General features: G+C 53.4%; 17 protein-coding genes. 7 read left to right on the forward strand and 10 right to left on the reverse strand.

Features of this window, described 5'->3' with window-relative positions; all coding sequences use genetic code 11:
- Positions 1-6: 6 nt before the first annotated feature.
- Positions 7-1,929, reverse strand: a complete 1,923-nt coding sequence (locus P9J57_RS13880) for a dipeptide ABC transporter ATP-binding protein (protein ID WP_233266591.1) — start codon at positions 1,927-1,929, stop codon at positions 7-9.
- Entirely contained in the window at positions 1,880-2,839 is a 960-nt protein-coding gene (locus tag P9J57_RS13885) for an isoaspartyl peptidase/L-asparaginase family protein (protein WP_013025183.1), read from the reverse strand. Before P9J57_RS13885 ends, P9J57_RS13880 begins: the two co-directional genes overlap by 50 nt.
- 218 nt (positions 2,840-3,057) lie before the next feature.
- Between P9J57_RS13885 and moeA the strand changes: the two genes are divergently transcribed.
- A complete protein-coding gene (gene moeA / locus P9J57_RS13890) occupies positions 3,058-4,293 on the forward strand; it encodes a molybdopterin molybdotransferase MoeA (RefSeq protein ID WP_014606232.1) in 1,236 nt (411 codons plus the stop codon).
- Complete coding sequence (moeB, locus tag P9J57_RS13895; RefSeq protein WP_013025181.1) at positions 4,294-5,052, forward strand: molybdopterin-synthase adenylyltransferase MoeB; 759 nt, start codon at positions 4,294-4,296, stop codon at positions 5,050-5,052.
- 145 nt (positions 5,053-5,197) lie between these two features.
- On the opposite strand, the gene P9J57_RS13900 is transcribed toward moeB, so the two are convergent.
- Positions 5,198-6,790, reverse strand: a complete 1,593-nt coding sequence (locus P9J57_RS13900) for an ABC-F family ATPase (protein WP_014606233.1) — start codon at positions 6,788-6,790, stop codon at positions 5,198-5,200.
- 95 nt (positions 6,791-6,885) lie between these two features.
- Between P9J57_RS13900 and P9J57_RS13905 the strand changes: the two genes are divergently transcribed.
- Positions 6,886-7,011, forward strand: a complete 126-nt coding sequence (locus P9J57_RS13905; protein WP_015700682.1) for a hypothetical protein — start codon at positions 6,886-6,888, stop codon at positions 7,009-7,011.
- 102 nt (positions 7,012-7,113) lie between these two features.
- Here the strand turns inward: P9J57_RS13905 and P9J57_RS13910 are convergent, their stop codons facing one another.
- From P9J57_RS13910 to mntR, 6 genes are all read right to left on the reverse strand, one after another.
- Complete coding sequence (locus P9J57_RS13910) at positions 7,114-7,515, reverse strand: H-NS family histone-like protein (protein WP_014606234.1); 402 nt, start codon at positions 7,513-7,515, stop codon at positions 7,114-7,116.
- A 698-nt stretch (positions 7,516-8,213) separates the two neighbouring features.
- Entirely contained in the window at positions 8,214-9,740 is a 1,527-nt protein-coding gene (locus P9J57_RS13915) for an efflux transporter outer membrane subunit (RefSeq protein ID WP_015700684.1), read from the reverse strand.
- A 1-nt stretch (position 9,741) separates the two neighbouring features.
- The gene (locus tag P9J57_RS13920; RefSeq protein WP_013025177.1) at positions 9,742-11,310 is read right to left on the reverse strand and encodes a DHA2 family efflux MFS transporter permease subunit; all 1,569 of its coding nucleotides are present in this window, start codon (positions 11,308-11,310) and stop codon (positions 9,742-9,744) included.
- On the reverse strand, positions 11,307-12,452 hold the full coding sequence (locus P9J57_RS13925) for an HlyD family secretion protein (protein WP_015700686.1): 1,146 nt from the start codon (positions 12,450-12,452) through the stop codon (positions 11,307-11,309). Before P9J57_RS13925 ends, P9J57_RS13920 begins: the two co-directional genes overlap by 4 nt.
- A gap of 142 nt (positions 12,453-12,594) precedes the next feature.
- The gene (locus tag P9J57_RS13930; RefSeq protein WP_014593277.1) at positions 12,595-13,704 is read right to left on the reverse strand and encodes an SLC13 family permease; all 1,110 of its coding nucleotides are present in this window, start codon (positions 13,702-13,704) and stop codon (positions 12,595-12,597) included.
- Between the two features lie 24 nt (positions 13,705-13,728).
- Positions 13,729-14,187, reverse strand: coding sequence for a manganese-binding transcriptional regulator MntR (gene mntR / locus P9J57_RS13935; protein WP_013025174.1), 459 nt, complete (start codon positions 14,185-14,187; stop codon positions 13,729-13,731).
- A gap of 220 nt (positions 14,188-14,407) precedes the next feature.
- On the opposite strand from mntR, the gene P9J57_RS13940 reads away from it, so the two are divergent.
- Positions 14,408-14,596 carry a hypothetical protein gene (locus P9J57_RS13940; RefSeq protein ID WP_014606238.1) on the forward strand — a complete coding sequence of 63 codons (189 nt, stop codon included), beginning with the start codon at positions 14,408-14,410 and terminating at the stop codon, positions 14,594-14,596.
- Positions 14,597-15,037: 441 nt separating this feature from the next.
- On the opposite strand, the gene ompX is transcribed toward P9J57_RS13940, so the two are convergent.
- Positions 15,038-15,550: an outer membrane protein OmpX gene (gene ompX / locus P9J57_RS13945; RefSeq protein ID WP_028714971.1), complete on the reverse strand. Its 513-nt coding sequence runs from the start codon at positions 15,548-15,550 to the stop codon at positions 15,038-15,040.
- 366 nt (positions 15,551-15,916) lie between these two features.
- Between ompX and rhtA the strand changes: the two genes are divergently transcribed.
- From rhtA to glnH, 3 genes are all read left to right on the forward strand, one after another.
- On the forward strand, positions 15,917-16,828 hold the full coding sequence (gene rhtA / locus P9J57_RS13950) for a threonine/homoserine exporter RhtA (protein ID WP_014606240.1): 912 nt from the start codon (positions 15,917-15,919) through the stop codon (positions 16,826-16,828).
- Between the two features lie 322 nt (positions 16,829-17,150).
- Positions 17,151-17,654, forward strand: coding sequence for a DNA starvation/stationary phase protection protein Dps (dps, locus tag P9J57_RS13955; RefSeq protein WP_014593274.1), 504 nt, complete (start codon positions 17,151-17,153; stop codon positions 17,652-17,654).
- A 333-nt stretch (positions 17,655-17,987) separates the two neighbouring features.
- The gene (gene glnH / locus P9J57_RS13960) at positions 17,988-18,734 is read left to right on the forward strand and encodes a glutamine ABC transporter substrate-binding protein GlnH (protein WP_014593273.1); all 747 of its coding nucleotides are present in this window, start codon (positions 17,988-17,990) and stop codon (positions 18,732-18,734) included.
- Positions 18,735-18,741: the final 7 nt, after the last annotated feature.

The following is an 18,741-nucleotide window of genomic DNA, read 5'->3' on the forward strand; positions in this document are numbered from 1 at the left end:
GCTTAGTTATTCAGGTCGCGCGTTAGCGTGACGTGCCACGAAATGGCCGGGCGCGACTTCCATCAGCGAAACCGTTTCGGGTTCGTCGCCCAGTGAACGAATTGGGCTGGGGATCTCATCGACCAATAAACTGCGCTCGCGCTGCCGCTGCGACGGATCGGCAATCGGCACGGCGGCCATAAGCTTTTTGGTGTAAGGATGCTGCGGGCGTTCAAACACCGCCTGACGCGGCCCCATCTCGACGATTTGTCCAAGATACATCACCGCAACACGATGGCTGATGCGCTCAACGACCGCCATGTCATGGGAAATAAACAAAAATGCGATGCCAAACTCGCGCTGTAAATCCAGCATCAGGTTAATAATCTGTGCCTGAATAGACACATCCAGCGCCGAAACCGACTCATCGGCAATCACCACTTTCGGGTTCAGCGCCAGCGCCCGCGCAATGCAAATACGCTGCCGCTGGCCGCCGGAGAACTCATGGGGATAGCGCCTTGCATGCTCCGGCAATAACCCGACCTTTTCCAGCAACCACGCGACGCGCTGCTCTGCTTCATGGCGCGGCATCACCTTGTGGACCAGCAGTGGCTCCATAACAGAGAAGCCGACGGTCAGGCGAGGGTCCAGCGACGCATAGGGATCCTGAAAAATAAACTGAATATCGCGCCGCAGATGGGCCAGAGCAGGACCGGAGAGATCGTTTATGCGCTGACCGTTAAAGGTGATACTGCCGCCCTGGCTGGCAACCAGCTTTAGCAGGGAGCGTCCGGTGGTGGATTTTCCGCATCCGGACTCCCCTACCAGCGCCAGCGTTTCACCTGCGTAGAGATCAAAACTGACATTCTCGACCGCGTGTACCCGACTTTTCACCCGGTTAAATAACCCTGAGCGGATATCAAACCGCGTGACCAGATTGCGTACCTGTAAAATCGGTGGCCGATCGTGGCGTACGGTATTCTGTGGTACTGCCGGTTCGTCATCGCTGCCAATCAGCGGGAACCTGGCGGGCAGCGGCTGGCCCCGCATGGCACCCAGCGCCGGTACGGCGGCCAGTAGGGCGCGCGTGTAAGCCTGGCAGGGCGCACTGAACAGCTGAGCCGTTTCGGCATTTTCCACCACTTCGCCACGGTACATCACCTGTACCCGGTCAGCCATTTCAGCCACTACGCCCATATCGTGAGTGATAAAAATCACCCCCATCCGCATCTCTTTTTGCAGTTCGCGAATCAGTTGCAGAATCTGCGCCTGAATCGTCACGTCAAGCGCGGTGGTGGGTTCATCTGCAATCAGCAGCGCAGGTTGACATGACAGCGCCATGGCAATCATTACGCGCTGACGCATGCCGCCCGAGAGCTGGTGGGGAAAGCGGCGCAGAATCTTTTGCGCATCGGGAATACGTACCCTGTCGAGCATGCGACGCGCTTCTGCCAGCGCCCCGGCGTGGGATTGGCCCTGATGAAGACGAATGGATTCGGCAATCTGCTCACCAACAGAGAACACCGGATTAAGCGACGTCATGGGTTCCTGGAAGATCATCGCCATATCGGCACCGCGCACCTGCCGCATCTGACCGCGCGGCATGCGCATCAGATCCCGTACCTCGCCGTTACGACCGCGCAACAGGATCTCGCCGCTGACGTCTCCGCCGGCCTGCTCAATCAGGCGCATCAACGCCAGCGAGGTCACTGACTTGCCCGAACCAGATTCGCCCACCAGGGCCAGGGTTTTACCCCGGTAGACGTCAAGGGAAAGATGGCGTACAGCCTGGGTGACTACGCCATCGTTTTCAAAACGCACGTTAAGATCGCGTACGGCCAGCACCTGCTCGTCGGTCAATACTGTTGTGCCAGACAGGCTGTTGTGGAGGGCCTCACGATTAGCTTTCACGGTAAATTGCCACCTCTGCGGCCTCATCTGTGCGGGCATAAGCCCGGTACATGCCTTCGCTGTTGAAAGGCAGCGCGACGTTGCCCTCACGATCAACTGCAATCAGCCCGCCGCTGCCGCCTAACTCCAGCACGCTGTCGTGAATAACATTCACGCTGGCCTGTTGTAACGTGCGTCCACCGTAGCGCATCTGCGCCGCCACATCGTAAGCGGCCAGCGTGCGGATAAACACTTCTCCGGTGCCGGTACAGGACACCGCAACGCTGTCGTTGCTGGCATAGCAACCCGCACCGGGTAAGGGCGAGTCGCCAATGCGGCCAACCTGTTTATTGGTCATCCCGCCGGTAGAGGTGGCGGCGGCGAGATTGCCGTCGTTGTCCAGCGCAACCGCGCCCACCGTGCCGAACTTACGGTCCGGATCAAGGGGATCGCCGCCCTGGGCCGCACCATCATGGTCCAACAGCGCGGTATCGCTGCCGAGCGCGCGCTGCAGTTGCTCCCAACGTTCAGGCGTAGAAAAGAAATCAGGTTCAACCTGCTCAAGGCCTTGTGCCCGGGCAAACGCTTCAGCGCCCTCGCCCGCCAACAACACGTGCGGGCTGTTTTCCAACAGCGCGCGGGCCGCCAGCACCGGATTGCGTATACGCGATACGCCCGCCACTGCGCCGGCCTGTAACGTCCGGCCATCCATGATGCAGGCATCCAGTTCATGGGTGCCCTGCCGCGTAAACACCGCGCCTTTACCTGCATTGAATAACGGGCACTCCTCAAGCCTGCGCACCGCCTCAGTCACCGTATCCAGCGCAGAAGCCCCCTGAGCCAGCATGCTCTGCCCGTGCGTCACAATGTCGTAAAGCGCCTGTCGGTATGCCTGCTCTTTTTCTGCGCTCATGGCGGCACGGGTAATTGCCCCCGCACCGCCATGAATGGCGATCGCTGCTTTAGCCATACTGCGTTACCCTGTGGTTGCATCAGAAGGAAAAACACTGATTTTGAATGGTTTTAACTCGGTTTGGACCATTTTTGAATATAGAAAGCCCGCTATAGGTTGTAAAGCGGAAACTGACAATGCGCTAATAACCTTTCGTTGTGCCTTATGCCGATGTGACTCTGAAGGGAAAAGTCACCATAATAGACAGCCCTTGCAACAGACAAGCTGAGAATAGAATGGAAAGCTTTACTGCCGGACTGATTTCCCTTGAGGACGCGCAACAAAAGATGCTGGCGTCGCTAACGCCCATCACAGACTCGCTTGAGCTGAGCCTGCCAGACGCGGCCGGGCGCATTACTGCCTGCGCGGTCACGTCACCGATCGATGTTCCCCCTTTCAACAACTCGGCGATGGATGGTTACGCCGTCAGGCTGGCTGATATTGAGAGTAACCAGCCTCTACCGGTTGCAGGTAAAGCCTTTGCCGGGGCCCCGTTTAGCGGTGAATGGCCCGCGGGTAGCGTGATCAGAATAATGACGGGTGCCCCTGTACCTGCCGGTTGTGACGCGGTCGTTATGCAGGAGGAAACCCGTCTGCAGGATGAGAAGGTGATTATCACCGCCCCGGTCAACGCCGGACAAAATATCCGGCTGACGGGTGACGATATTCGGGCTGGCCATCAGGTGCTGGCGGCGGGCGTGCGTCTGGGTGCTGCCGAACTGCCCTTACTGGCCTCGCTGGGGATCGCGACCGTGCGGGTGCTGCGTAAACTGCGCGTCGCGATTTTTTCCACCGGCGACGAACTTCAGCCTGTGGGCCAGCCGTTAGCGGCGGGGCAAATCTATGACACCAACCGTTTTGCGATTTCGCTGATGCTGCACAAGCTGGGATGCGAGGTTATCGATCTGGGCATTATCAAAGACGATCCTGCTGCACTGCGTGCGGCCTTTACCGAAGCCGATCGCCAGGCTGATGTAGTCATCAGTACCGGCGGCGTTTCGGTGGGCGAAGCCGATTTCACCAAAACGATGCTGGAAGAACTCGGCGTGATTCGCTTCTGGAAGCTGGCGATGAAACCCGGTAAACCTTTTGCTTTTGGTCGTCTGGCGAACAGCTGGTTCTGCGGCTTACCCGGAAATCCGGTTTCTGCCGTAGTGACCTTCTATCAACTGGTGCAGCCGCTGCTGTCCACCCTGACGGGACAAACGGCTGCCGCGCTGCCGCCCCGCCAGCGCGTACGCACGGCAACCGCGTTGAAAAAATCGCCTGGCCGGCTGGATTTCCAGCGTGGCGTTCTGCGGCAAAACAGCCAGGGTGAACCAGAGGTTGTCAGCACCGGCGCGCAGGGCTCCCATGTCTACAGCTCTTTTTCTCAGGCCAACTGCTTTATTGTGCTGGAACGCGATCGCGGCCCTGTTGAAGCAGGTGAATGGGTGGATGTCGAACCCTTTAATACGCTGCTGGAGGGGTAAATGCTGCCCGAACTGAGCCACGAAGAGATGCTGCGCTACAACCGACAGATTGTATTGCGTGGTTTTGACTTTGACGGTCAGGAACGATTAAAAGCCAGTCATGTGCTGATTGTCGGGCTGGGCGGTTTAGGCTGTGCGGCCTCGCCCTATCTGGCGGCAGCGGGCGTGGGCAATCTTACGCTAGTGGACTTTGATACGGTCTCACTTTCTAATCTGCAGCGACAGATTTTGCATTACGATGCCGATATTGGCCGCGCCAAGGTGGAATCCGCCCGGGAAACGCTGGCCGCCATTAATCCTCACTGCCAGTTACAGGCTGTGCAGGGTCAACTGGACGATGAGGCGCTCAACGCCCTGATTGCCCGGCAGCAGGTGGTGGTGGACTGCACGGACAATGTGGCGGTGCGCGAGCAAATTAACCGGTTATGCTACCAGTTGAAAGTGCCGCTGGTCTCAGGCGCGGCGATTCGTATGGAAGGCCAGCTCAGCGTATTTGACTGGCAACCCGATACGCCCTGTTATCGCTGCATCAGCCGGCTGTTTGGCGCCCAGGTTCTGAGCTGTGTGGAGGCCGGCGTAATGGCACCGCTGGTGGGCGTCGTCGGCGCCATGCAGGCGATGGAAACCCTGAAGCTGCTGACGCACTTCGGCTCACCGGCGCGCTCGCGTTTGCTGATGTACGATGCGCTGAGCGCGGAGTTCCGTACCCTGAAGGTCGCGCAGGATCCCCATTGTGAAGTCTGCGGTCATCATGATTGAGCCGTTAATTGATAGGGTTCATGCGTAAAGCGGAGGGGGCTGCAGGTCAGGTAACGAAAGGACTTTAAGCCGGATCGTCGCAGGCAATCCACCCTGACGCACAGACCCAAACGATAACGGGGTAGCCATCGCTACCCCGTTCTTGTTAGACGATGCCCTGGCTGCGCAGGTAATCTTCGTAATTACCGGTAAAGTCCACAATGCGATCGGCTTTGATTTCCATCACTCGCGTCGCCAGTGAACTGACGAACTCACGGTCATGAGATACAAAAATCAGCGTACCTTCATACATTTCCAGCGCCATGTTTAATGACTCAATGGATTCCATATCAAGGTGGTTTGTCGGCTCATCCATAATCAGGATGTTGGGCTTTTCCATCATCAGCTTGCCAAACAGCATCCGACCTTTTTCCCCACCCGACAGCACCTTAGCCGGTTTTTTAATATCGTCCTGTGAAAACAGGAGGCGGCCAAGAATCCCACGCACGGCCTGTTCATCATCGCCCTGCTGTTTCCACTGGCTCATCCAGTCGAATACCGTCAGGTCATTAGCAAAATCGTCTGCATGATCCTGGGCATAATAACCAATCTTCGCGTTTTCAGACCATTTAACGCTGCCGCTTTCCGGCGTCAGTTCACCGACCAGCGTTTTTAACAGCGTGGATTTACCAATACCGTTAGCGCCGAGGATCGCCAGTTTTTCGCCCACTTCCAGCAACAGATTTAAATTTTTAAACAGCGGACCGTTATCAAACCCTTTCGTCAACGCTTCGACTTCCAGTGCATTACGGAACAGTTTCTTATCCTGTTCGAATCGAATATATGGGTTCTGACGACTGGAGGCTTTTACCTCTTCCAGCTTTATTTTGTCCATCTGTTTCGCACGCGATGTCGCCTGACGTGATTTAGAGGCATTAGCACTAAAACGGCTGACAAAGGATTGCAGATCGGCAATTTGTGCTTTTTTCTTGGCGTTATCGGATAACAGTCGCTCACGCGCCTGGGTGGCAGCGGTCATATATTCATCATAATTACCAGAATAAACACGCAGTTCGCCGTAGTCCAAATCAGCCATGTGGGTACAGACCATATTGAGGAAGTGACGGTCGTGCGAAATGATAATCATGGTGCTGTCGCGTTCGTTGAGGACCTGCTCCAGCCAGCGAATAGTATCGATATCCAGGTTGTTAGTCGGTTCGTCCAGCAGCAAAATATCCGGGTTGGAAAACAATGCCTGAGCCAGGAGAACACGTAATTTAAAACCCGGGGCAATTTCGCTCATTGGGCCATAATGCTGCTCTACCGGAATACCGACGCCCAGTAATAATTCACCGGCGCGCGGTTCAGCGCTGTAGCCATCCATTTCACCATACAGCACTTCAAGGTCGGCGACTTTGTAGCCTTCCTCTTCTGTCATTTCAGGTAAGGAATAAATACGGTCACGTTCCTGCTTCACTTCCCATAATTCATGGTGCCCCATGATGACCGTATCTAACACGCTATATTCTTCGAAGGCGAACTGATCCTGACGTAATTTACCAATACGTTCATTAGGATCGTAAGAGACATTGCCGCCTGATGGCACCAAATCGCCACCCAAAATCTTCATGAAGGTGGATTTTCCGCTGCCGTTCGCACCGATTAAACCGTAACGATTACCGCCGCCAAATTTTACGGAGATATTTTCGAACAGTGGCTTGCTGCCAAACTGCATGGTGATATTGCTGCTAACTAACACGGCGTTGACCTTAGTGAAGAGAGTGGATGGAAAAACGGCGGCTATTATGCCAGATGTGACGTAGCGCACGCCAGTCTCCGGCAAGGATTGCCTGAGTGTCCCTTGAAAACGCGCAACTTTTAATTATCGTCCTGCACGGTTTCCTGCAGCTGGCGCGCAGGTCGCATCGGGTTGCCACGCATGCCACAGACGTTGCCGTCACGCACGACGAGATTAATTAACGTGTGGAGATCGTAAACAGGGAAACGGCACGCAGGGTTTTTTAAATAAAAAAAGCCGGGAACATAAATGCACCCGGCTACCGCTTACAAGGATTGTGTCGATTAATCGATCAGGAAACTGTCCAGGCTTTTACCTTCATCCAGCGCTTTTTTAATAGCTGCTGGGGTGCGGCCCTGGCCGGTCCATGATTTTTTCTCGCCGTTTTCATCGGTGTAAGAATATTTAGCCGGACGCGGCGCACGCTTAGTGCGTTTTTTACCCTGCTCCAGGGCACCTAATAATTCATTAGGATCGATGCCGTCAGCCAGCAACATTTCGCGATATTTAGATAACTTCTCTTCTTTTTCACGATTCTGCTGCTCTTCAGCGTGAGCTTCTTCACGGCGTTCAGTCACAACGACGGTCAATTTCTCAAGAATCTCTTCCAGATCGCTCAGTGGCAGTTCACGAGCCTGGGCACGTAATGTGCGAATGTTGTTTAGAACTTTAAATGCGTCACTCATCACAATATCCTTGATTAAGGGGGTTTAATTAAACTGTAGCGACAAGACTACCTAATTCAAATAAAAAAATAAATTAATTTATTACTACAGATAATTCCGAGTGTTTTTTTAAATGGCCGTGAAGTATTCAGAATCCTTATGTGGAGAGATTATTAACCACGAATTAACACTAAACGCCTGCTATCCTTGCACAATGTAAACGATTTCATTGATTACGCACGCTGCATGAATCCACCCCAAAACTTTATAACGCTCCGGTCGATTATTTTATCGTCTTTAAAGAATTTGCATTAAATTCCCTGCCTTCCCGTCTGTTTTTCTCACCACGGCCGCTCTGCCGCTCACAAAATTAACCTGCATATAACGGCAAAGTTATCCGGTTACCCGGGACAATATCGGGATGCTTTTTTATCATTCCGGCGTTTGTATCGCGCGTTCCTGCGTTTCTCTGACGTAAAAAAATACGCGCGCGTTTACAGACCCGGTGAGTGCTACTTCGGCGAGGACGTGATTCCTTCTCTTAACGTCGGGCGTAAAAGATAAATAGCGGAGCGTCGTTGGGCGGCGAGTTCGACAGAGTAACATGAGGCGTTTGATGATTTTTATTTGACGATAAAACGCATAAATAATAAATCATGGGTATCAGTAGAGCGGATTGTCAGGCCGCGCCCTTTTAACAGGGGGCACGGCCTGAACGCTTAGTTCACCGGCGTGGCGGGACCAAATACATCGTACTGCGGCAACTGCACGTTCTGGTAGGTCTCCCAGCCGCCCCCTAAGGCTTTATACAGGGCGACGAGATCCAGCCCGCTTTGCATGCGCGCCTGGGTCGCCTGTTCCTGCGCCTGCGCCAGCTGGCGCTGTGCATCCAGCACCTCGAGGAAAGTGGATAATCCCTGACGATAACTGTCACTGGCCAGATCGAAGGTACGCTGCAGCGCGCCAGTCGTTTCATCCAGTGCCGTTACCCGTTGCTGATCGGCACGGTAACTGACCAGGGCATTTTCCACATCCTGCAGGGCAGTCAGCACCGTCTGACGATAGTTAAGTGCCGCGCTTGCCTGTTGCGCCCGCGCCAGCCTGACGCTGGAAACCAGCCTTCCTCCCTGGAAGATGGGAATAGATAACGACGGTCCCACGCTGTAGAAATGACTGCTCCAGTTATCAAGATAGCTGACGTCAGTGTTACGCACGCCCAACTGACCGGTCAGCGACAGGCTGGGGAACAGCTGCGCAACAGACACGCCAATCTCGGCGGTCTGTGCATGCAGTGTGGCTTCTGCCTGACGAATATCCGGACGACGTCGCGCCAGTGTGGAAGGAATGCCCACAGAAACAAACGCAGGCAGTGCAGGCAGCGCTTTCGGCTCGCTTAACTCGGCATCCAGCGCGCCCGGCGTTTTGCCCAACAGCACGGCCAGCCCGTTCATCGCCTGGCGCGTTTGTGCCTGATACTGCGGCAACTGCGCCTGCAGACTGCTTAACTGCGCGCGGGCATTTTCGACATTCGTGACTGGCGCTAAGCCGTTGCGCTGTTGGCTTTCCGTCAGTTGCCAGGTCTGATCCGCCACCGCAATCTGTTGTTGTAACGTTTTTACCGTTGCCTGCGCGCCACGCAGCTGTAACCACGCGCGCACCACTTCGGCCTCAAGCGACACCAGCGCGTCGTTGCGCTGCTCAATCGCCGCCTGCTGTTGGGCATTCGCTGACTCGATCTGGCGGCGCACCTTGCCCCACAGATCCAGTTCCCAACTGGCATCGAAACTGCCCTGATACAGCGTGACGGGCTGTGTCAGGCCGTTCAGCTGGCTGGCGACATTACTGTCGAGCTGGTCGGCACCGTTGGCTTTCAGTAGCCCTTCCAGGCCAAGCTGCTGACGGGTGACTTTGGCTGAACCGTTAAGGCTGGGAAACAACCCGCCCTGCGCCTGAGATAACTGCTCGCGCGCCCCGGCAATGCGCAATACTGCCTGTTGTAATGAGAGGTTACCTTCGATGGCGCGCGCAATCAGGCTATCGAGCTGAGGATCCCCGAAATTGCGCCACCAGCGCGAATCCACCGCTGACGTTTGCGGCCTTGAGGTTTCCTGTGAATCCAGCGCGTGATAGCTGCCCGGGAGCTGGGGCTTTGGCGCCTGGTAGTCCGGGCCAACGCTGCAGCCCGTCAGGGCGAACAACAGCATCAGGTTGAGTGGATTCAGGCGATGCGTAGTCATAACTTTCATGTCAGTGTGCTCCTGCACTGCCTTCGCTCTTGACAGGCGACAGCAGCCAACAAAATGGAATCAAAATCAGGGCAACGATACTCAAGCCTGAAAAGACGTCGATATAAGCCAGAATGCGGGACTGGACAATCATCTCTTTGTAGAGCTGACCCGTTGCCAACGTAACGGGATCGCCCACCGCAGAAGTGAAGTCGCGAATCGCCTGTGCCCAGTGCTGAACGGTGATGTTGAACTGTTCGTTCAGCGGCGTCATGTTGTGCACCATATGGGCCGAACGCGCCTGCTCCCGTTCAGTAATCGCCGCGGTGGACAACGAGATACCAATCGAACCCGCTACGTTACGGAACATGGTGAACAGGGCTGAGGCGTCCGCATTCAGGCGCTGGGGAATCGTAATAAAGGCAATGGTGGTCAGCGGCACGAACAGGAAGCCCAGGCCAATTGACTGCGCACTGCGCATCATGACCAGCGTAGTGAAATCGACATCAGGCGTTAAGGACGCCGAATAGAAGAAGGCCAGCGCCAGGCAGCTAAAACCAAAGGCAATAATGTAGCGGGTCTGCACCACCGGCATCAGTTTCAAGACCAGCGGGATGGTCAAGACGATCAACACCGCGCCGGGAGACAGCACCAGTCCCGACCAGGTCGCCGTGTAACCGAGATCCTGCTGCGCCAGCTGGGGCAGAACCACCGAGCTGCCGTAAAGTATCATCGCCATGCCGGCCATTAATAAACCGGCGACCCAGAAATTGCGATCTTTCATGACCAGAATGTCAACGACCGGTTTACGGGCATACATCAGCCAGTAAATGGCCCCCACGATCCCGACCAGCGCCAGCACGGCAAACAGGACGATAAAATGCGAGGCGAACCAGTCTTCATCCTCGCCACGATCCAGCATGACCTGCAAACATCCCAGGCCGAGCGTAATCAGGCTGATGCCGATATAGTCGATCTTGAGTTTGCCCTTGGCCCATTTACGCTCCCACGGCGGATCTTCCAGCAAGGGTAAAATGGCCATGATGGTCAGCACGCCGACCGGGATATTAATAAAGAATACCCAGCGCCAGCTGTAATTATCGGTGATCCAGCCACCCAGCGTCGGGCCAATAACCGGCGCAACGATAATCGCGATGGAAGAAAGGCCAAACGCTTTGCCCCGATCTTCGGGTTTGAAATAGTCGAGCAGCACCGACTGTTGTACCGGCTGCAGCCCGCCGCCAAAAAAGCCCTGCAGGACGCGAAACAGAATAATTTGCCAGAGTTCCGTGGCAATACCGCACAGGAAGGAGCAGATGGTAAACATCACAATGCAGATTAAAAAAAACTGTTTGCGGCCAAACAGACGGCTGAAAAAGGCAGAGATGGGCAACACGATACCGTTCGCTACCAGATACGACGTCAATACCCAGGTTGATTCATCGTAACTGGAAGAGAGTGAACCCGCGATGTGCGGCAGGGCCACGTTAACGATGGTGGTATCCAGGATTTCCATAAATACCGCCAGCGTGACCGTAATGGCCACTAGCCAGGGGTTACTGGCGGGTTTCCAGCTCTGCGATTCGCTCATTCCACGGTTACCTTCGGTTCAACCGATAATCCCAGTGGCAGCGGTCGGTTTGGATCCAGCCCTTTATCAATCACGATTTTCACCGGAACACGCTGGACAATTTTCACGTAGTTACCCGTGGCATTCTCAGACGGGAAGGTGGAGAAACGCGATCCTGTGCCCATCTGAATACTGTCGACATGCCCTTCCAGCTTCATGTCTGGCCAGGCGTCTACGCTGATTGCCACTTTGTCGCCGGGATTCATTCGCTCAAGCTGAGACTCTTTAAAGTTTGCGGTGATCCAGATGTCCGGAGAAACCAGCGAGAACAGAGCACTTCCCGCCTGGACCAGCGTGCCCATCTGGACATTGCGCTTCGTCACAAAGCCATCGTAAGGCGCACGAACCTGAGTGTAAGAGAGATTCAGCTCAGCCACGTTGAGCTGCGCTTTGGCCTGCTCAACCTGCTCCTGACGCGCTTCAACATTGGTTTCCTGCTGACGAATTTGCAGGGCAACCTGCGAGGCCACTTCCACCTGGGCTTTGGCACTTTGCAGCTGTGCCTGCGCAGAACGGAGCTGTGCAGATGCCGAGTCGATGTTTCGCTGACTGGTGGCACGCGGATCGACGCCACGCTGGCGCCGGTAGTCCGCCTGGGCGTTCATGTAGTTGGCTTCGGCTTTCGCCTGGTCGGCCAGCGCCTGATCGCGCTGGGCCGGATACTGAACACGAGAGAGCGCTAACTGCGCCTGCGCCTGATGCAGCTGTGCCGTGGCCAGACCCAACTGGGCTTTAGCCTGAGCACGCTGGGCCTCATTGTCACTCGGATCGATTTCAACCAGCAGATCGCCCTTCCTGACGCGTTGGTTGTCGTTAACCAGCAGTTTAACAACATAGCCGGACGCTTTTGCGGCAATGGTGACCGCATTGCCTTCGGTAAAGGCGTCGTCAGTGGTTTCTTCGTTACGGGTCGTAAACCAGAAGAAAAAGGCCACGATTAGCATGACAACCACGACAACGGCCAAGATGATTAACGGTTTTTTGCCGGGGCGTTTGCGCGGCTTTTCGTCGTCATGATCCTGATTGTCATGTGGCTGGCTGTTTTTATCTGGCGCGTTTTCTGCGTCTTCCTGATGTGAATCGCGGTTGTTGTTCTCGCTCATAGTGTCCGTCGCTGGCTAAGGCCCTCTGTCCTGGGCGTAGAAAGTCCACTAAACATTAGATCGAAAACTGACAAAATCCAGTACAACTTTACGTAACTTGAGAAAGGCAGCACATCCTGCACCGCGGCAGGATGTGTCTGAGTCAGGCGACCAGTTTCAGCAACAGCCAACCCGTGAGCATTGACCAGGCGAGTAAGGGCACGGAGAAGAGATGAAAACGCCACCAGATGGCGCGATCTTTGGCCATTCGCAGCGCAATAAGGTTAGCGAGCGAACCGGGAAGCAAACCAAAGCCACCAATATTGACCGCCCAGGCAAGCACTTCTGTCGGCTGCACTTTTTGCAGTAGCAGGATGGTGGCCGGCACATTACTGATGACCTGGGACAGACCGATGGCCAGCAGATAAAGCTCGCCTTTGCCCAGATGCGTAATGGCATCGAAATGCGCCTGAACGACCGGTAAACGCGTCAGCAAGAAGACATCCAGGAACATCACGATGAAGACCACCAGCAGGCTCCAGTCGATATTGAGCAAGACCTGACGCGCCATAATCAGGAAACACACCATAATCAGCAACAGGGCCCAACCGGTCACATGCCATTCCAGCGCGGCAATAAAAAGCAGATACAGCACGACACTGACGGCAAAAAGGGGTTTCTGCCAGCTGTGCTCTTCGCTGGTCTCGTGCTTGTCAATCGTGCGTTTGGCAAAGCTGAACCAGGTCACCACCATCAGGCTCAGCAGCAGCCAGGCGGCCAGCGGCGTCATTTGCAAGATAAAACCGCCCACGCTCAAAGAGCCGTGGCTCCACAGCAAAATATTTTGTGGATTGCCCACCGGGGTGAGTAGCGAACCGGCATTGACCGCCAGCGCTTCAAAGATAATCAGGCGCGAGATAGGTAAATGCGAAAATTTGCGTAACGTCAGCGTCAGCGGCACCAAAATAAACAGCGCCACATCGTTGGTTAAGAAGGTCGACAGCAGCGCCGCCGCCAGCACCATAAAGAGTGCCAGCGTGCGTTCGTGTTTGAAGCGCGCAATTAACCTGGCCCCGAGAACATCAAAATACCCGCTGGTTTCTAACCCTTTTGTGAGGATAAGTAATCCACTCAGGGTAATGATGGTATGCCAGTCCACCGCGGCGGGAAGATCCGGCCAGCGATAGTCAGCAAGAAACAGCAGAACAACCCCAACAACGACTAACAAGTGCAATATATGGTCATGCAAAAATGAGCGAAGCACGATGGGCATGATGTCCGGCGCCTTACCTGAGGGTTAATTGTTTTCGTAAAATTTCTGGAATACAGCCAGGGTTTCATCACTCACGTGATGTTCAATGCCTTCTGAATCGCGCCGTGCCGTCTCCGGACTGATGCCAAGCGCTAACAGAAAGGTTTCAACAATATGATGGCGGGCGCGGCTCTCTTCAGCCAGCTTTTCGCCTTCACGTGTCAAAAAGACACCACGATAAGGGACCTGCTCTACCAGCCCGGCGGTACCTAATCGCTTTAACATTTTTGCGACGGTGGGTTGCGAAACCCCCAGGCGCGCCGCCATATCGACCTGACGTGCTTCACCAAATTCACCAATTAAATCAGAGATTAGCTCAACATAATCATCAATCAGCTCACGGCGATGCGCCTCGCGCACCTGCCGAAACCCTTCGACATGCTCTTCAATATCTTTTAGTGGTCCTTGCGGGGCAGAAACCACGCTTTTGGCACGACGACTCATTCAGCTTCCTCTTTATTTTTTTCCACACCAGCCCTGCCGTATGGATTTAGCTGCGCTCATTGTAAACCAGGCGCAAATAAGCTCAAATTTTTCGTCGTTAGCCTTGGCTAAACGATATAGCCAATGCTATATTTGTTGATAATGTAAACAGAGTGGTGCATTAAAGCACGATTAGGCCAGTCTGCTTACCGTTGCGTTAAATTAATTGGGAGGTGATGTTATGAGCACCCTGAAAAGCTGCATCGACTGCGGCAAATGCTTTCAGGCAGAAAAATCTACATCAGGTATGAAATCCTGGTGGTGCCTGCTGACGCGTTCCCCTTTTACGCTGCGCCTGATGTTGATCAACAAACTCCTGGGTCACGAACCTGAAGAACGCCACTGCCAGAAACTGATCTGGCGCGGCTAATCGTTGATAACGCCTTCTGGCTGCGAGCCTGAAGGTGCCATCTTCCGGCTGCTCGCCCTTTTTTTTCGCTGTCTGGCTGTGCCATTCGCGCACGATTTGCCTTTTGCTGTCGCCCGTTTGCACACCTCCAGCGCTTCTCACTTTTGCATCACCCTGTCTGTGGCAATCCCACGTTTATTTTGCAACCCACGACCACGTGGCTGTCTCCGGCATCGCCTGGTGGATCGCTTTTTTCATTGTGCAGCCGTCGTTTTCAGCACGAGCAAGCCGGTAAGCTCAGAGGGAGACAGGCTGCGGCGCCGCATCCGGCAGGGAGTCAGGGTAATGGACGATATTGGGAAGGCGTGAAGGCCAGGCTGACGCTCTCTGGCGGGCTGTTTTTTTGTCACCAATAAAAACGGCCCTTAACAGGGCCGTTTTTTTAAACTCGACTAAGATCACTTAGAAGCTGTAACCTACGCCAGCAATCCAGGTGCCAACGTCAACGCTACGGATGCGGCTCTGCTCATAGCCCACGTCCAGTGCAACGTTTTCCATTGGGTTGAACTGCATACCTGCGCCGTAAGAGAAACCGTAATCGCTGGTATCAGTTTTGCCGCGTGAAACAGTGTCGTTCTGCTGGTATTTACCGTAGCCAACACCGACTACACCATAGATGCTTGCCCAGTCATTCAGACGGAATGCTGGACCACCGGTGATGCCGTAGTACTGGCCTTTATTGTAAATGCCATCTTCGGTACGATCTTTCTCGGTGTAGGTGAATGAGCCGATCCAACCCAGTGGGTTAGAACCGTCTTCATAACGATATTTCAGGTTGAAGCCGTTTGCTTTGTTAGCAACGCCCTGGTAGTCGCTCTGTGCGTAGCCACCGGTTACAGTGCTTTGTGCCATGGCGGAACCTGTCGCTACTGCTAACACACAGGCTAATGCTGAAAGACATGCAATTTTTTTCATAACCACCTCAAATGTGAAAGTACTTCTCTCCTGACAACGCTAAAAATATAACAAAAATTAGCGAGAAACTCTGCCCGCATTTTGTTGTCTAACACATAGTTTGGTGTAACAGGAAGTTAATGAAGTTTCGTATGTCATTCTTTTTTCTTATAAAATACGTCATATGATTGCAACAAACCTGCTTAATAAATTTTCATGCTTTAAGTTAATTCCTAAAAAATCCTGACATTAATTTACTTTTGCAGCCGCAAATGTGCCTAAAATCCAGGCAAACAGACAAAATTAAAATCGGTTTACGTCCTCTTTTTGACCGCCACTTCCATTACACTGGTCATCTTTAGCTCATGTTTGGGAAGTGCCTACAGGATGTCAGCCACCTCATTAAAGTCCATTACACCCGTTTTTATTCCCGTTATTGTTCTGCTTGTCTCAATGTTGTCACTTCAGGGCGGTGCCTCGCTGGCGAAAACCCTGTTTCCCACCGTGGGCGCAACCGGCATTACTGCGCTGCGTCTGGGATTTGGCACCCTGATCCTGTGCATTATTTTCAAACCCTGGCGACTGCGTTTTAGCCGGGAACAACGTACTCCACTGCTGATTTATGGTTTGTCACTGGGCGCGATGAACTTCTTGTTCTACCTCTCCATCCGTACCGTGCCCTTAGGCATTGCGGTGGGCCTGGAGTTTGTCGGTCCACTGACGCTGGCGCTGCTCGGTTCGCGCCGCGCGCTGGACTTTGTCTGGGTCCTGCTTGCCGTGGCAGGGCTGTGGTTCCTGCTACCGTTTAGCACCGGCATTGCCTCGGTGGATCCGGTCGGCGCGCTGTTCGCGCTGGGTGCCGGCGCATGTTGGGCGATATATATCTTATCGGGCCAGCGCGCAGGGGCAGAACATGGTGCTGCGACCGTGGCCATCGGATCGCTTATTGCCTCGCTGGTTTTTGTTCCCGTGGGTCTGACGTTTGCCGCCAGTGGCATCTGGCAGTGGAGCGTGGTTCCCGTCGCGATTCTGGTGGCGTTTCTTTCTACAGCACTGCCCTACTCGCTGGAAATGGTGGCGTTAACGCGCTTGCCGGCGCGCATCTTTGGCACATTGATGAGCCTTGAGCCTGCAGTGGCAGCTCTGTCGGGGATGATGTATCTGCATGAAAGCCTTTCGGGTAAGCAATGTCTGGCGTTGCTGGCCATCATTCTGGCTTCCGCAGGCGCCACCCTGACGATGCGTCCAAGAAAGAGTCAGTTAAATGAAGTTGAATTGACCGACAACGCAAAAAAATAATCCGCTTTAGCCTGTTGAAAAACAGGCTAAATAACAATAAAAATCATCTTGATAATTATTTCATTAGAAATGTCATTGAAAATTAATATTTTGAAACACACAAAACCTCTTTCCAGAACTCCCACCTAACCAACTGATTTTTATTACCTTTAAAGCGCTGTTAAATTTAACATATTATTAACTCTTTCGGTGTTTACGTCGTTAGAGCTAAGGCAGATGCTATTTCAGCCATTGATAAGGCCAATCCTGCAAACCCCGGAATCGCTGCTATACTTAGTTTCGTACTTGATTAGGACAACCATTGAATGAGAGGACTGAAACAATGAGTACCGCTAAACTGGTTAAAACAAAATCTTCTGATCTACTTTACACCCGTAATGATGTGGCAGATGACGAAAAGAGAGCCACCATTGAGGTGCTCAACCGCCTGGTAGTGGAGTTCATTGATCTGTCGTTGATCACCAAGCAAGCCCACTGGAACATGCGTGGTGCAAACTTCATCGGCGTGCATGAGATGCTGGATGGCTTCCGCACCGCGATTACCGATCACCAGGATACTATCGCAGAACGTGTTGTGCAGTTGGGCGGTGTGGCACTGGGTACTACCCAAGTTGTGAACGACAAAACGCCGCTGAAAAGCTATCCGTTAAATATTCACAGCGTACAAGATCATCTGAAAGCGCTTGCCGATCGTTACGGCATTGTCGCTAACGATACACGCAAAGCGATTTCGGAAGTTAAAGACGAAGATACTGCAGATATTTTCACTGCCGCCTCGCGTGACCTTGATAAATTCCTGTGGTTTATCGAATCCAACATCGAATAATGTCAGACACTGAGGTGTCAACAGGCGGGGAAACCCGCCTTTTTTACGTCTGTGTAATTATAATTTTATGACTTTGTTAACAGTTCTTACTTCCTGCCCTTCCTGTTTTTCCCGTCTGATGCACACTACCTCTGCACCACCGCAGCACACCGCACCAACACAGAGCACCAAAACAGTGCACACCGTTTGACCTGTGCAGAATCGTGTCAGCGATTGTGTCTCAGGCGGTGAATTCTGCGGTTTTTGCAAAGTTGGCATAATTTTTTCATATGATAGCCCGCAAACGATAGCTCGCAAACCTGGCTTTGAGCCCGGTCGTAAAAAGGAAAAATAATGAAATCGCTGTTTAACGTCTCTGTGGCCGCCCTGGCGCTGGCCTTCTCTCTCTCCGCTACCGCAGCCGAAAAGAAACTGATTGTCGCCACTGATACCGCCTTTGTCCCGTTTGAATTTAAACAGGGTGATAAGTACGTTGGGTTTGATGTGGATTTGTGGGACGCCATCGCCAAAGAATTAAAACTGGATTACACCCTGAAGCCAATGGATTTCAGTGGCATCATCCCTGCACTGCAAACGCGCAACGTTGACCTGGCCTTAGCCGGTATCACCATTACGGATGAACGTAAAAAAGCGATCGAATTTTCTGATGGCTATTACAAAAGTGGTCTGCTGGTGATGGTGCGTAATAACGAAAACGACATCAAAAGCATCAATGACCTGAACGGCAAAGTGGTCGCGGTGAAGAGCGGAACCGGCTCGGTGGATTACGCCAAGAGCCACATTAAAACCAAAGATCTGCGTCAGTTCCCTAACATCGACAACGCCTATATGGAACTGGGCACCAACCGTGCTGACGCCGTGCTGCACGATACGCCAAACATCCTCTACTTTATTAATACTGCGGGCAAAGGCCGCTTTAAGGCAGTAGGTGATTCCATTGAAGCACAACAGTACGGTATTGCCTTCCCGAAAGGCAGTGACGACCTGCGTGAAAAAGTGAATGGCGCCCTGAAAACGCTTAAAGAGAACGGTACGTATAACCAGCTCTACAAAAAATGGTTCGGCACCGATCCTAAATAATAACTGA

This window comes from Pantoea sp. nfd-35, assembly GCF_056892255.1.